The 14,262-nt window shown below is 58.4% G+C and carries 9 protein-coding genes; 3 read left to right on the top strand and 6 right to left on the bottom strand.

Going from position 1 to position 14,262, the window contains the following annotated elements; all coding sequences use genetic code 11:
- Positions 1-132: 132 nt before the first annotated feature.
- Positions 133-2,175, bottom strand: coding sequence for a M3 family metallopeptidase (locus tag HB376_RS11160; protein ID WP_213763713.1), 2,043 nt, complete (start codon positions 2,173-2,175; stop codon positions 133-135).
- Positions 2,176-2,427: 252 nt separating this feature from the next.
- Between HB376_RS11160 and HB376_RS11155 the strand changes: the two genes are divergently transcribed.
- Both HB376_RS11155 and HB376_RS11150 read left to right on the top strand, forming a co-directional pair.
- A complete protein-coding gene (locus HB376_RS11155) occupies positions 2,428-3,222 on the top strand; it encodes an FRG domain-containing protein (protein WP_213763712.1) in 795 nt (264 codons plus the stop codon).
- Positions 3,223-3,967: 745 nt separating this feature from the next.
- Positions 3,968-6,280, top strand: coding sequence for a hypothetical protein (locus HB376_RS11150; protein ID WP_213763711.1), 2,313 nt, complete (start codon positions 3,968-3,970; stop codon positions 6,278-6,280).
- 494 nt (positions 6,281-6,774) lie between these two features.
- Here the strand turns inward: HB376_RS11150 and HB376_RS11145 are convergent, their stop codons facing one another.
- Entirely contained in the window at positions 6,775-8,157 is a 1,383-nt protein-coding gene (locus HB376_RS11145; protein ID WP_213763710.1) for an NtaA/DmoA family FMN-dependent monooxygenase, read from the bottom strand.
- Positions 8,158-8,412: 255 nt separating this feature from the next.
- On the opposite strand from HB376_RS11145, the gene HB376_RS11140 reads away from it, so the two are divergent.
- A complete protein-coding gene (locus HB376_RS11140) occupies positions 8,413-10,128 on the top strand; it encodes an ABC transporter ATP-binding protein (RefSeq protein WP_213763856.1) in 1,716 nt (571 codons plus the stop codon).
- Positions 10,129-10,133: 5 nt separating this feature from the next.
- Here HB376_RS11140 and HB376_RS11135 read toward each other — a convergent pair whose 3' ends face one another.
- The 4 genes from HB376_RS11135 to HB376_RS11120 form a co-directional block, all read right to left on the bottom strand.
- Positions 10,134-10,673, bottom strand: a complete 540-nt coding sequence (locus HB376_RS11135) for a carboxymuconolactone decarboxylase family protein (protein ID WP_213763709.1) — start codon at positions 10,671-10,673, stop codon at positions 10,134-10,136.
- 31 nt (positions 10,674-10,704) lie between these two features.
- Positions 10,705-11,520 (bottom strand): ABC transporter permease, encoded by an 816-nt coding sequence (locus tag HB376_RS11130; protein WP_255631291.1) that lies wholly within the window; start codon positions 11,518-11,520, stop codon positions 10,705-10,707.
- A gap of 70 nt (positions 11,521-11,590) precedes the next feature.
- Positions 11,591-12,604 (bottom strand): ABC transporter permease, encoded by a 1,014-nt coding sequence (locus tag HB376_RS11125; RefSeq protein WP_213763707.1) that lies wholly within the window; start codon positions 12,602-12,604, stop codon positions 11,591-11,593.
- Entirely contained in the window at positions 12,597-14,207 is a 1,611-nt protein-coding gene (locus HB376_RS11120; protein WP_346730476.1) for an ABC transporter substrate-binding protein, read from the bottom strand. The genes HB376_RS11125 and HB376_RS11120 overlap by 8 nt, the downstream gene beginning before the upstream one ends.
- Positions 14,208-14,262: the final 55 nt, after the last annotated feature.

The raw sequence follows: 14,262 nt of genomic DNA, 5'->3' as shown, positions 1-14,262 counted from the left end.
TGATAGTGCTGACCAATGACGAGCCGTTATTATTGCTTCACGGACCGCCAAGGCGCCCTATACAGATAGGCGAGGATGGATCGGGCCAGTCACTTTGATTCGATGCGCTCATGGCCCGCCAATAAGGCCGCTTCACTCAGTCCGAAGCAATCCGCGTTTGCGCAACATGGGTTCGGCGCGTGGATCGCGGCCACGAAAAGCTCGGAACGCCGAGCCTTGTTCGCGGCTGTCGCCAGCGCTGTACACGTATCGATGCAGCTTGTCCGCCAGCGCGGGATCGAATGCGTTGCCGGCTTCTTCGAATGCATCGAACGCGTCGGCTTCCAGGACCTCCGCCCACATATAGACGTAATACCCGGCGGCGTAATATCCGCCGCTGAAGATATGGCCAAAGTGGGGCAGCCGATGGCGCATGCCGACCTCGCGCGGTACGCCGAGACGCTCCCGCTCAGCTATCTCGAACCGGGCGATGTCGATGCCATCAAGATCGTTCCGCAGATGCAGCGCCATATCGATCAAAGCTGACGATGTATAGGCGACTGTCTGAAACCCCTGGTTGAAAGTCTGGGAAGCTCGGATACGCTCGATCAACGCAGCCGGGATAGGCTCGCCAGTCGTTACATGACGCGCGTGCTTCGCAAGCACTTCCGGCACCGTGGCCCAGTTTTCCATCAACTGGGAAGGAAGTTCCACATAGTCTTGCGGGACATTGGTACCCGACAGGCGACCGTAGTTCACATCGGACAGCAAGCCATGCAGGCCGTGGCCGAACTCGTGAAACAGCGTGCGTACGTCATCGAAACTCAGCAGCGTCGGACCATCGTCGGTGCGGGCGAAGTTGTTGTTGTTCACCACGATCGGCGTCACCTTGCCGCCATGACGCCTTTGCTTGCGATAAACGTGCATCCACGCGCCGCCCTGTTTATTAGGCCGCGCATAGTTGTCGCCAAGGAAGAGTCCCACCTGTTCAGCTCCGCGGCGCACCTCCCACAGGCGCACGTCCGGGTGATACAGCGGCACGCCGGTCTGTTCGACAAACTGCACGCCGAACAGGCGTTCCGCGCAATCGAACATGGCGGCGAGCATAGCGTCCAGACTGAAGTACGGTTTCACTTGCGCATCGTCGAGTGCGTAGCGGGTAACCCGTACCTTCTCGGCGAGGTAATACCAGTCCCACGGTTCAATGTCGGTAGGTTCGCCCAGCGCGGCAGCCTGCGCGGCCAGTGCCTGCCGCTCCTGTTCAACGCTGGCCTTCGCCGGCTCCCATACCTGACTAAGCAGCGCATGGACCGCAGACGCCTTGCCCGCCATGCGATCGGCAAGCGCGTAATCAGCGAAGTTTTCGTAGCCGAGCAAACGTGCTTGTTCTTGCCGCAGCATCAGTATTTCTCGAGCGATCGGCCGGTTATCGCGTGCAGGGTTTTCTCCGCGGCTGGTCCAGGCGCGCCATGCCGTCTCGCGCAGATCGCGGCGGGTGGACCACGTAAGAAAGGGCTGCACCAGCGAACGAGATAACGTGATCACGTAGCCCTCTATACCGCGTTCTTTTGCGGCGCTACGTGCCGACTGGCGCAGAAAATCAGGCAACCCGGCCAGTTCCGCTTCCGATGTCAACGGCAACTGGTAGCCGGATTCATCCGCGAGTATGTTCTGCGCGAATTGCGTCTGCAGATCAGCGAGCCGCGTGGCGATGGCCGCGAAACGCTCGCGGTCGAGGCCTTGCAGCGTGGCCCCCGTACGGACGAAATCGGTATGCATGCGTTGCAGCAGACGCTGCTGCTCTTCGTTAAGATCCAGCACGGCAGCTTGCCGGTGGACAGCGTCGAGTCTCGCGAAGAAACCAGCGTGCATGGACACCTTGCTGTCGTGCGCGGCCAGCAGCGGCGCCATCTCGCGCTCCACGGCCTGCAACGCAGCCGGTGACTCGGAGGCGCATAGATTTTCGAAAGTCAGCCGCACACGATCAAGCGTGGCGCCGGCGGCATCGAACGCGGCCACGGTGTTGTCGAATGTGGGCGCGGCCTGATTTTCAGCAAGTGCATCAATTTCCGCCAGATGCTGCTCGAAGAGCACCGCGAATGCGGGTGCGAAGTGCTCGGACTGGATCTGCTTGAAGGGCGGCAATTGGTAGGGCGTTTGCCAGTCTTGTAGCAGCGGGTTGCCGTTGTCGGTCATGTCGATCTGCCTGTGGGGTATTGATGGTCGCGAAGCAAACATGATATGACATCGCGGTTAAAGGTTTTCGAGCTGGGTGTGATTGCAGCTTTGGGAGGTCTGGGCAGCGCGCCCCGCTCAAAAGTTGGATCATGAACCCTGCGGCGCGTCTCTTCCGCATCTCCTCCTATGGGATGCTGTGTCGGCTGCTTCTACCGCGCCCGGACCTGTGATCGGGCAGTAAGCAGCGAGTGCTACTCTGGATAAGTGACAATGCAAACCATTATTGTGTCGAACTGGCAGGAGTTCATGAGTCTCACCATAGAACTCGATGGCTGGGCGTTTCGCGGTCAGCAAGACGCGCGATGGCCGTTGCAAAGTTCGTTATCGCGCTACCTGTCCGCATTCGTGCCTGACCGCTCGGCGTGGCGGATTCAGGAGCAGCGCGCCATTCGCATCTTCAGGCGAAAGGCGCATAACTATCTTTCCGATGTCCGCGCGCTGTCCGACGACCTGCGTTGCCTCGGGCTGATGCAGCACCACGGTGCGCCGACCAGACTGCTCGATTTCACCAAGTCGCCATTTGTTGCCGCGTTTTTTGCGCTTGAGCGCGCTGTCACTGACGCAGCTGTTTTCGCGGTAAACACCCCTGCGTTGTGGACGGATCGCGCAGTCCCGGTTTCGGCACCGCATCTTATACGAGAGATGATCGATCCACGCTTGCCCGGAAATTTCGAAAGGTTTTATCTTAGCGACGAAAACCCGGTGATGTGGTTTGGCGAACCCGCCGAAATGGATCAGCGGCTGATCGCGCAAGCGGGCACGTTCGTGTTGCCCGGCCTGCTGCATCAGCCGCTCGACATGATCCTTGATCAATACACCTGCAGCGACGAACTGCTGCGCAAGATCGTGTTGCCATCGACTTTACGGGACGAAGCCATGCGTTCGTTGTACAGGATGAACATCACGAACGCATCGCTTTTCCCGGACCTCGAAGGACTGGCGCGTTCAATTGCGCTGGAACTGGAGATCGTATGGCCCGCGCAAGTGGTCAAGACGCGCGATTGATTCCGAGTCGATCGGGGACACAAACTCGGGGGAGGGTTTGCCTTCGGCATGCGTGCGTCGCGGCGCTAAGCTAGAGCGATTAGCGCCTTTATATTTTTCGATAAAATATTATGAATTGTTTGATAAACCACTAATACCATTTATCATCCCGTCATCTAGCATCGCTTGCCTGCGGTGCACTGAAAAACCATTCTGGAGTAGAAGCAGTCAGCTAGTGCTGATCGTCGACATCGCCCATACCGAGCGCATGGCGATGGCACAAACGCGACTTTTAAGATCCGCGTTTTCACATGTTTCACACGTTAATGCGTAAGCATGCTGCAGTGGTGAATTGAACCCAAACAATGCGTGGCGTGGAGACGAAAACGAATGCTCAAGCTCGGTGAGCCGAAGTCACAATTCAAAATCAGGCGTCACCCGATTAATTCTTCAGACAATATATCCAGCAATTTTCATAAGCTCCTCGATACGAGCTTAATTGGATTCGCAGTCGGCTTAGCGACATTGCCCGTTCTGATGAAACCCGCACAGCGCGCCGGTATGGGGCCGTCTCGAGCGAAAAACATTACCCGCCCGACGAACTTGCGCCGAGTAGTGGGCGCGCCCCTGTCCAGGTTTATGCCAGCAACACCACTGCCATTTCATGCAAGGCGCTGCCTTCTGCAGAAATAGCGCTGTACCTAAAAATGCTGGACTCCCGCCTTTTCAGGCCGGGGGTTTTTATCTTTCCACACCGAAATAAACGATGATAAAACTCGATAAAGTTTCGATGTTTCTTGTGATCAGCAGCGTCATCCTGAGCGCGTGCGGAGGCGGCGGAGGGAGCGGTGACACCGGTACGTCGGGTCAGCCCAACGGCGTTTCCGGCTCAGCAAGCAGCCCATCTTCTGCCAGCGCACCGGCGGCCGCTTCGTCGGGTTCAGCCAACTCAAGTAACCCTGCTTCGTCTCCAGCATCGTCGGGCGGTGCAGCGGGCGGATCCAGCCTTGGGCAGACCTCTCCCACCAATGCCGGCACATCAACGTCAGGCGCCATCATCATGCCTCTCGAAGTGATGAGCGCCGCCAGCGGCAAGATCGTGAGCACGACGCTTACTATTCCAGCCGGTGCGTCGGCTAAAGTCCTGACCATGAAGGTCAACAATTTATCGTACGACGCTAAAGGTTCCGTTCAGATCAATGGCGGGACCTGGATCGATCTAACCAACGCAAATGTCACGGTACTTGGTAATGCTAAATTGTATGGCGGAATAGGAGGCGGCTACGACACCATTAGCTTGAATGTGCCTGTCTCCGGCGCGGTCAATGGCAGCAACGTTATTAATTTTCGATACAACACAACCGATGGCGTCAGTTCAGGTTATCGGGTTTTATCGTTTAATTTGCAGGATGTGTCGGGGCAAAATTTAATCCCGAGCACCAACTTTACTCAAGACGATCCAACCCAATGGACCGCGCCGCTTCCGGGAGCGAGTGATATCAGCGCGGGCCAGGCATTGTGGCAAAGCGCTACGCTGATAGACTCGCCCATCAACGCCGGCCAGCAACTCAAGGCTCATTGCATGGACTGTCACGCCGCCAGCGGAAGCGACTTGTTCAAGTTCAACTATTCGAATAACTCCATTGTTGTTCGAAGTGAATACCACGGTTTGACTCAAAACCAAGGCGTGCAGATTGCCAGCTACATTCGCAGCCTGGCTAGCCGATACCCAACACCGGGCGTCAATTGCAGACCGTGGAACCCGCCTTATCAACCGGGCCCTGGCCTGGACAGTGCGCCAGTCAGCGACTGGACATGTGGAGCGGGCGTAGATGCGGTGTCCGAGAACGACCTGGACACGCTCGCCGCGATCTTCCCCAGCGGCGTAAATAAAGTCGCCATAGCGACCAAAGGGCAAATCAATATCAGGGAAATACCCATTGGTTTTCAGTTGCCCGATTGGAATCACTGGGTCCCGCATATCCATCCGAAAGATGCGTGGGGCGACTATTTCACCAACAGCAATCTAAACAAGTTATACGCGGGAGAGGGCACCGGGAACGGAACATACAATATGAAGACCCAGCTTGCCACGGGCGGGACGCCCTACGCTCAAGGCAAGACGGGCGATATATTTAACGACCTTTATTACTGGGGCGTCGCACTTGGCGAAGATTTCGCACCGCCGAGTGCGGGCGTGTCCGGAAGTTATACGATTCCTCAACAAGAGAATCTCTACGGGACGGTGCAATGGCAGCTTTTGAAGTCCTGGGAACTCGCCCAGGACTACTCGCTGGAGACAAATTGCCCGGTCGCATGGGTTAATGAAGAGCAGGCGCCGAAAGCCGAAGCACGGGGCTGGTGCGGATATTGGCGATTCATATTCAATGTCTCCCCGCATATACAAAATTTTCCGCCCAATAACAGCATGTTCGGCAGTGCCGTTGGCCACTATGTGAAGGCCAATCAATGGTATTACCTGCAGATCCTGCTGAACCCTGGATCGGGCGCGCACAACGTGCATTTGCCGACGGACTGGCAATACGCGTATGGCCTGCTCAACAACCTGTATCAGAGCAGCGGCAGGGCCGAGCCGATCAGGAACTTCCTGTATGTCTTGAAGGGCGCCCAGGAAATGGATAACGGCGTGGGAGTCACCAACGTCGACCGTGGCTGGACGATTCGCGATTCCAGTCCTCTCGATGTATGGAATGGCGGCCAGACCGGTGTTTGGAAAGGCACGAGCCTGGCGACGGAGCAGGCGGTTGTCGGCGCGTTCCTGTCGAACTGGATGGATACCACAACCAGCTTCAACATTAACTCGTGGCAGCGCGAAGGGCAGACGAATGCTGTGCCTGGCGAGACGACCTGCTATTGGAGCATGAGGAGCTTATGCGCGATCGACTATGTTCACGGGACATTGTCCGGTGGCACGGTCGAGAATTTTCCCACCTGGACGTGGAACCAGATCCCCCTGATGCAAGGGGAGGGAATTGATAAAACCCAGGTAAACCGCTTGGCGACGTGGCTGAACACCGCGTATCCGAGCGGCAATTACCTGAGTCTGCTTCAGAACTGATCAAGGGCCTGGAGGCCGGGTGCTGGGGCACGTGCTTGATGATGCATCCGGCGGCTGCCTTACCGCGCTGCTTTTGCATCTTGCACGAGTACGTCGGGTTCACAGCCGAGCCCGACGACTGCACACCACAACAGTTTTGCTGCGATTTACCCCACTGGTGCACCAAGCGTAAAGGGCGGTGGGCGCCAAGGCTTGAAACTTTTTGGAAGCGGCTGGCCGCGCTTGATAAAAAGCCGGGCCAGACAGGAGGCGGACACGACGCCGACCGCCATCGATGCAGCCAGCGCCCGGGGTGCCTGACACGCCTGGAAGTTCTGCTGCACGTGCAACATGCTGCCGCGTTTGATAGTCGCCGGTTCTTTCGCCTGTTGACCCACGAAAAATGCGGGTGAGACGGCGACGGGACAAAGGGAATTCGTCAGCAACGTACAGTCCCGGATTCGCTGAAGCATGCGCTAGCGATGGTGCTCGGACATTCCGGATAGGGCCGGTATTCAAGACTGGGGCGTAGTGACTTTTCTATGCTGAGCGCCAGGATGATTCGTAGGCAGGCGCGCTTCAGTCTCGAACAACTTTTCCCGATAGGACCCTTGCTCGTAGTGCTCCCGATAAACGCCGCGCCGTTGCAACTCAGGCACGAGTAACTCCACTACGTCCTGAAAGGTGCGGTGCGCCGAGACATAGGTTAGGTTAAAACCGTCAAGATCAGTCTCGTCCATCCAGGCCTGCATCTCGTCGGCGACCTGTTGCGGCGTTCCAGCAATGACAGGTCCACGTCCGCCTATGGACACGTACTCAACGGCTTCAGCGACGGTCCATACCCGCGACGGATCCGCCGATGAAAACGAAGCGAGTGCGGAACGGCCGGCGTTGGTGTCAACGTAAGTTAGCTCGTCTTCCGGTTGATAAGTCGATAGGTCGATTCCGGTCCATCCTGACAGCAGCGCAGCCGCGCCTTCGGTGCTCGCGTGCCGCTGGTATTCCTGAAACTTGGCAAGCGCCTCTTCCTGCGTGCGGCCAAGCACAACCGTGAACATCGCGAAGATCAGCACTTGCTTGTTGGCGTCGCGACCATTTGCGCTCGCTGCCGCGCGGATATCCGCCACGTTGCGCTTTACGATGCCACGCGTTGGTGCTGCGACGAATACGCATTCGGCGTGTTGCGCGGCGAATTGCTTGCCGCGACCAGAGCTGCCTGCCTGAAACAGCACCGGCGTGCGTTGCACTGAGGGCTCGCACATATGGAAGCCGGGCACCTTGAAGTAACGGCCCTCGTGAGCGATTCCATGTACCTTCGAGGGATCGGTATAGATGCCGCGCTCGCGGTCGCGCACCACCGCCCCGTCTTCCCAGCTCCCTTCCCACAGTTTGTAGCAGACCTCCATGTATTCGTCGGCGAGATCGTATCGTTCGTCATGGGACAACTGCTGGTCGAGGCCGATATTGCGGGCGGCGCTGTCCAGATAACCTGTGACGATGTTCCAGCCGATGCGCCCGTTCGTCAAGTGATCCAGCGTGCTCATGCGGCGGGCAAAAGTGTACGGATGCTCATAAGAAAGCGAACACGTCACCCCGAAGCACAGATGCTCCGTTACCTGGGACATGAGCGGAATGACGGCCAGTGGATCGTTCATCGGAACCTGCGCCGCGTGACGCAGTGCTGCATCGGCGCTCGAGCCGTAAACGTCGTAGGCGCCGAGGACATCGCCCAGGAATACCCCTTCGAAAAGTCCTTGCTCCAACAGACGCGCGAGGTCGGTCCAGTACACCGGGCTTAGATAATCGACGGCGCGATCTCCCGCGGCGGTCCATTGCCCCGGCGCAAGATGTCCGACGCAGTTCATCAGGAAGGCATTGAGCCGGATCGGTCTGGTCACAGGATGGTTTCGCGAAAAGTGAAAGGATGAAGTTTAGGGCTCGTCAATCCGATCGCAAATCGTGATGGACGATTTGCTTATATCTGCACGTGTTATGGGAGGCGCTGCATACGAAACGCACTTGTGCCAAGCACAGGAAAATGCCAATTGATAGCTGACATTGTTGGTTTGCTGGACGGTACGGTTCTGCTATTTTCGAACGTCCGCGAAAGCCGGATCACACCTTCGCACCTTCTTATCCGCCGCCCTTCATCAATGCCTCCTGCTGTCACACCGCGTCTTCTGGACGTTCGTAACCTCAACGTGTCCTACGGCACGCATCGCGCGGTCACCGCTCTCGACTTGCACATTGAAGCAGGGGAGGTCCTCGCATTGGTCGGCGAGTCTGGCTGTGGAAAATCCACGACGGCAATGGCGTTACTGCGCCTGCTTCCTCCCGCAGCCCGCGTCCACGGTGAAGTGCATTTCGATGGCGTCGACCTGCTGGCCCTATCGGAGTCGCGCTTGAGCGCCATACGAGGTCATCGGATATCGATGATCTTCCAGGAGCCGACGACCTCCCTCAACCCGGTCCTGAAGATTGGCGATCAGATTGGCGAGGCATTGCGGCTGCACCTCGGAATGTCCAGGCGGGCCGCTCGCGCGCGGACGCTCGAACTTCTCGATCTCGTGCAGATTGCCGAGCCCGCGAGGCGCATAGACGACTACCCTCATCAGTTTTCCGGCGGTCAGCGTCAACGCGTGATGATCGCCGCCGCAATCGCATGCGAGCCTAAGTTGCTCGTTGCCGATGAACCCACCACGGCGCTGGATGTCACTATCCAGGCCGACATCCTGGCGCTGCTGGACAGGCTGCGACGCGATTTGTCGATGGGCTTGCTGCTGATCACTCATGATCTTGGTGTGGTCGCGGACTGGGCGGATCGCGTGGTCGTGATGTACCGCGGCCGCGAGATGGAGCAGCAAACCACGCGGGCGTTTACAGCGAAGCCGAGGCATGCCTACTCGCGCGGCTTGCTGGGCGCGTCGCTGCACCTTGGGGCGGATCGCCATTACCGGACGTCGCGGCTCGCGGAGGTGCGAGTGAAAGAGACGCCGGAAGGCGAACTGGCATTCTCACTCGAAACGCCGTCTGCAAAGCCTGAAAACCAGGTGAGTTCCGCCGATGCAACGCCCGTGCTTGTCGTCGACCATGTGAACACAATCTACCAGACCGCCGAGGGTCCGCGGCACGCTGTCCGTGATGTCAGCCTCACGGTCAACCGCGCGGAGACGGTGGGGCTCGTGGGCGAATCAGGTTGCGGAAAAACCTCGCTGTCGCGCACGATCATGCGGCTCGTCGATTCCGCATCCGGTCGCATTCTGTTGAACGGACAGGATATCTCGAGCCTGTCGCGCAAAGCGCTGCTGCCCCACAGGCGGCACTTGCAGATGATCTTCCAGGATCCGTTTGCATCGCTGAATCCTCGGCAAACGGTAGATCAGATCTTGCAGTTTGCGTTGACCGTGCAGGGCGGCCTGTCCAAGGGTGAAAGACGGGCAAGAATAAACCAGATACTCGATGCCGTTGGATTGCCGGCCGACGCGCGGCACCGCTATCCGCATGAATTTTCGGGTGGCCAGCGGCAGCGCATTGGCATTGCAAGAGCGCTGGTGCTAAAGCCGGCCATGCTTATTTGTGACGAACCCGTGTCGGCACTCGATGTATCGATTCAGGCGCAAATACTGAACCTGCTGGTCGACCTGAAAGCCGAGTTCAATCTGTCGATGTTGTTCATCTCGCATGATCTTGCCGTGGTTCGGTATATAGCGGACCGGGTGCTGGTCATGCAAGCTGGCCGCATTGTAGAAAGCGGCGACCACGATGCTATCTGGTCCCGCCCCGCGCACGCCTACACGCGTTCCCTGATCGCCTCGGCGCCCGGGCATCGGCGCGCATTGGAGCGCGCGCGGGACGGCGTCATTGTTTGATCAACTCAGTGAGCAGGAGCGCCTGCCACATCTTCTTCCACTTCAATTTCCAGCGCTTCATTGAATCGTGCGAAGAATGCGTAGAGTGAAGCCCGCAAGGTTAGCTCGACGACCTGTTCTTGAGAAAAGTGCTCGCGCAGGCGTTCGACCAGCCGGTCCGTCACGCGCTGCCGCGTGACTGCTGACGCATAGTCGCGAACCAGCCGTTCCACCGGATCGAGCCCGGGTACGTTGAGGTCGAGAATGTTCTCGACAGTATGGGTGTCGATACCCAGCGCGCCCAGTTTCGGCGCGTGATGCGAGACGCAGTATTGGCACTGATTTTCGCGCGACGCCGTCACGAGCACGATTTCCAGGTGCCGTCGCGTAATCAGTGCGTCTTTGGCCGACTGCAGCAGTCCATAAATATGCTCGATGGACGCCGGACGATGGGCGAGCACGCCAAGCATGTTGCCGAATGCACCGTAGTCACGCTCGACAATCTCGAACACTTCGAGCGCGCGTCCTTCAAGTCCTTGTTTGCCGATGTTGTCGATGCGGCTCATGTCAGTATCCTCAGAAAATCGGTCGTTGCCATTAGTCGTTTCCGCGCGGGTCGAGTACTTTCGCCAGCCCGTCGCTAAGAAGATTGAGCGCCAGCACTGTTACCACGATAGCCAGTCCGGGAAGCGTGGCGATATACCAGTCCGTGCGCAACACTTCGCGCCCCGAGCCCACCATATTGCCCCAACTCGCCACGTTCGGATCGCCGAGTCCCAGGAACGCCAGGGCGGATTCGGTGAGGATCGCGGTTGCGACCAGCAGCGATGTCGACACCAATATTGGCGTGAGCGTATTCGGAAGGATATCGCGGATGATGATGCGCCAGTCGCTCGCGCCGAGCGCAATGCTCGCCTGAACCATCTCGCTATGACGCAGCTTCTGCGCCTCGGACCTGACGAGGCGCGCGAGATTCGGCCATGACGTGATACCGATCGCGATCGCAATGGTCGCCACGGAGGGCCGCACGATAGCCACGATGGCGAGCGCGAACAGGAAAGGGGGCATGGTCTGGAAAAACACGGTGATGCGGCTGATCTCGCGGTCGACGCGCCCGCCAAAATAACCGCCCGCTAGTCCCCCCGCGATGCCGAGCGCCGCTGCGATCAGGGTCGCGACACTCGCGATCAAGAGCGAAGCCCGTGAGCCGTGGACAATGCCCGCAAGAATATTGCGCCCGAGCATATCGGTGCCGAGCAGGTACGCGGGATCCTGCCCGGGACGCAAAAAGGGCTCGGCCACGAGTTCGAGCGGATCGCCAGGGCAAAGCCAACCTGCTGTCGCCGCCATGACAAGAATGGCCAGCAGCAGGCCACCACCGATCACGCAGGACGGCGAGCGCAGCAGGCGCATCAACCACGAACGCCGTTCGTATGAAACCGCGGCAGGGCGAGGGGTGATTGGTTCGATTGAGCTGGACATGTCAGTCTTTCGCGATCCGGGGGTCAAGTCGACGATTGACGAAATCAGTGGCCCAGTTGATCAGGACGACCAGGATGGAACTGCACAGGAGAATGCCGAGGAGCACGTTCAAGTCGCGCTGTACCAGCGCGTCAAAAGCGAGCCTTCCAAGGCCCGGCCACGAGAACACGGTCTCAACGACCACCGCGCCGCCGATGATCGAGCCGATCTGCATGCCGAGCATTGTGACGAATGGAATCAGCGCGTTTCTCAGGACATGCACGCGAAACAGCCGCGCCGGCCGTACACCGCGCGCAACCGCTGTCCTCACGTAAGCCTGCCGTCTCACGTCGATCACGCTTGCCCGGATCAGCCGGGTATAAATCGCCACGTAGAAGAGCGCAAGCGTGATGCTCGGAAGAATCAGATGATGGAGAACGTCGACCAGGTAGGCGAGGCCGGTCAACCCCGACGAGACCGTTGCCATGCCGTCGACCGGCAGCCAGTCGAGCCAGACGGAAAATACAACGACCAGCATCATGCCGACCCAGAACAGAGGCGTCGCGAAGCACAGCAATGCGAGCGTGGACACCAATATATCGACGAAGCGACCCGCGTGGTAAGCGGCCAGAGCGCCCAGCGTGACGCCGATCACGGCGGCCAGCAGCACGGCGCTGCCCATCAGCAGCAACGTGGCCGGCAGCCGGGTGCCTATCAGATGCGCGACCGACATACCTTGTCGATACGAATAGCCCAGGTCGAAGTGCGCCAGGTGGCCGAGGTACTTGGCGAACTGAACATAGAGCGGCTGGTCGAGGCCGAATTGCTGCCTCAAGGCGGCAATGTATTCAGGCGATGCCGATCCGGCCTCACCGGCGATGACCTGAACCGCGTCACCCGGCGCGAGGCGTAACAAAAAGAAGTTGACGATCGCCACACCGAGAACGATACCGGCGAGCTGCCACAGCTTCCTGAGCCATCTCGACACAATCGAGGAATGAAACCGCGATGGGCGAGTCGCGTCAGAGTCACTCATGTTTTGAAGGATCGGTGTACCAGAAGTTCTTGAACGAGCCGTACACCTGGTCGACACCGCTCACTGTATCGTGGAGATCGGATGCTTCGAGCGTGAAGAAGTGCATTTCGAGCAGCGGCAACGAAGGCAGATCGGTTTGAACCTGACGCTGGAACTCCTTGAACAGCTTCACGCGCTCAGCTTGGTCGCCGGAACCCTGGGCATCGCGAATCAGCTGGTCGACCTTCGCGTTGCGATAGCCCGGACCGTTGCTGAAAGGAATATTCTTGCCGATGCTGTCCGACTGGTAATTACGCGTTACCCCGACTTGCGGGTCTGAAAAGCCCGCATACCACTGGATTGTCACATCGAAATCGCGGTCGCCGTAAATTCGGTGCGTGTAGGTGGGAACGTCCTGGTTACGAATCTCCGCATCCACGCCGACTTTCTTGAACGCCTGCTTGATGAACTCGGCGCTGCGTCGAAACTCGTCGCCATAAGGCAGATAGTCGATAACGATCTTGAAGCGCGTACCGTCCGGACCGGCCTTGTAACCCGCTGCATCGAGCAACGCGTTAGCCTGCTTCACGTCATACGGATACTTCGGCACGTTTGGTTCGAAGAACTCCGTCAACGTGGAGACCACTGGGCTGACTGCCGCTTTGCCGAATCCGGACCAGACCACGCGGATGTACGCATCGCGATCGATCGCACGGTAGAGTGCTTCGCGTACCCGCACGTCCTTCAGGTAGGGACGCTCGACATTGGTATCGAGGAACAGCCAGGGTGAGAGCCATTCGTAGCCCTTGGTCTGGATGCGCAGGGTGGGCAGCTTCGCCAGACGTTGCGCATCACGGGCAGGCACCGGGCTCAACGACGCATATTGCACGTCTCCCTTTTCAAGCGCGGCGGTGCGCGCGCCGCCGTCCGGAATCACGCGATAAATCACTTTATCCAGATAGGGCTTGCCCTTGTCCCAGTAGTCCGGATTACGTTCGAGCAGGATGTAGTTGCCCTTCACCCATTGCTTGAAGATGAACGGACCCGTACCAACCGGCTTGTTGTTGTACGGATTGTTGAGAATGTCCGTGCCTTCATACAAGTGCTTTGGAAGCACTTGTGCGCCATTGCTGTTGAGCGAACTCAGTACCGCGAGCGAAGGTTTGGAGAAGTGGATGACGACGGTGTAGTCGTCTGGGGTATCGACCTGATTTGCGTTCGCAAACAGAGCCTGGTTACGCGGATGGTATTTTTTCCAGACGTTCTCAAGGGTCCATTTGACGTCAGCGGATGTGAATGGCTGGCCGTCATGCCACTTCACTCCGTGACGCAGATTGAGCGTCAGGGTCTTGCCGTCTTTCGACAGGTCCCATTTTTCCGCGAGGCCGGGTTTCAGGTGAAAGTCGTTGTCGTATTCGATCAAGCCATCGAATACATTGGTACTGAAGGTTCCGGTGGGTGACGATGTGCTTAGCGCTGCCGTCAGGATGACAGGCTCGGGCTGCGCGATGACGGTCAGCGTGCCTCCGCGTTTGGGAGTTTGTGCATGAGCCAATATTCCCTGACTTAGCAGGGCGACGATCATCACGCTACGCCCGAGCATGCCCCATGCGGACGTTTTCAACTGTATGGACACCGTTATTCCCTCTGTGTGACTGCGTGTTCGAATGATTCGCGTG

This window comes from Caballeronia sp. dw_19, from assembly GCF_018449515.1.
GTDB lineage: Bacteria > Pseudomonadota > Gammaproteobacteria > Burkholderiales > Burkholderiaceae > Caballeronia.
Note: the sequence above shows the minus strand (reverse complement) of the source record. Positions and strands in the feature narration are given on the sequence as shown.

Coding starts and splice junctions, on each gene's coding strand:
- HB376_RS11155 (WP_213763712.1), top strand. CDS start 2,428: ATGCAAACCATTATTGTGTCGAACTGGCAGGAGTTCATGAGTCTCACC.
- HB376_RS11135 (WP_213763709.1), bottom strand. CDS start 10,673: ATGAGCCGCATCGACAACATCGGCAAACAAGGACTTGAAGGACGCGCG.
- HB376_RS11160 (WP_213763713.1), bottom strand. CDS start 2,175: ATGACCGACAACGGCAACCCGCTGCTACAAGACTGGCAAACGCCCTAC.
- HB376_RS11125 (WP_213763707.1), bottom strand. CDS start 12,604: ATGAGTGACTCTGACGCGACTCGCCCATCGCGGTTTCATTCCTCGATT.
- HB376_RS11130 (WP_255631291.1), bottom strand. CDS start 11,520: ATGCGCCTGCTGCGCTCGCCGTCCTGCGTGATCGGTGGTGGCCTGCTG.
- HB376_RS11150 (WP_213763711.1), top strand. CDS start 3,968: ATGATAAAACTCGATAAAGTTTCGATGTTTCTTGTGATCAGCAGCGTC.
- HB376_RS11140 (WP_213763856.1), top strand. CDS start 8,413: ATGCCTCCTGCTGTCACACCGCGTCTTCTGGACGTTCGTAACCTCAAC.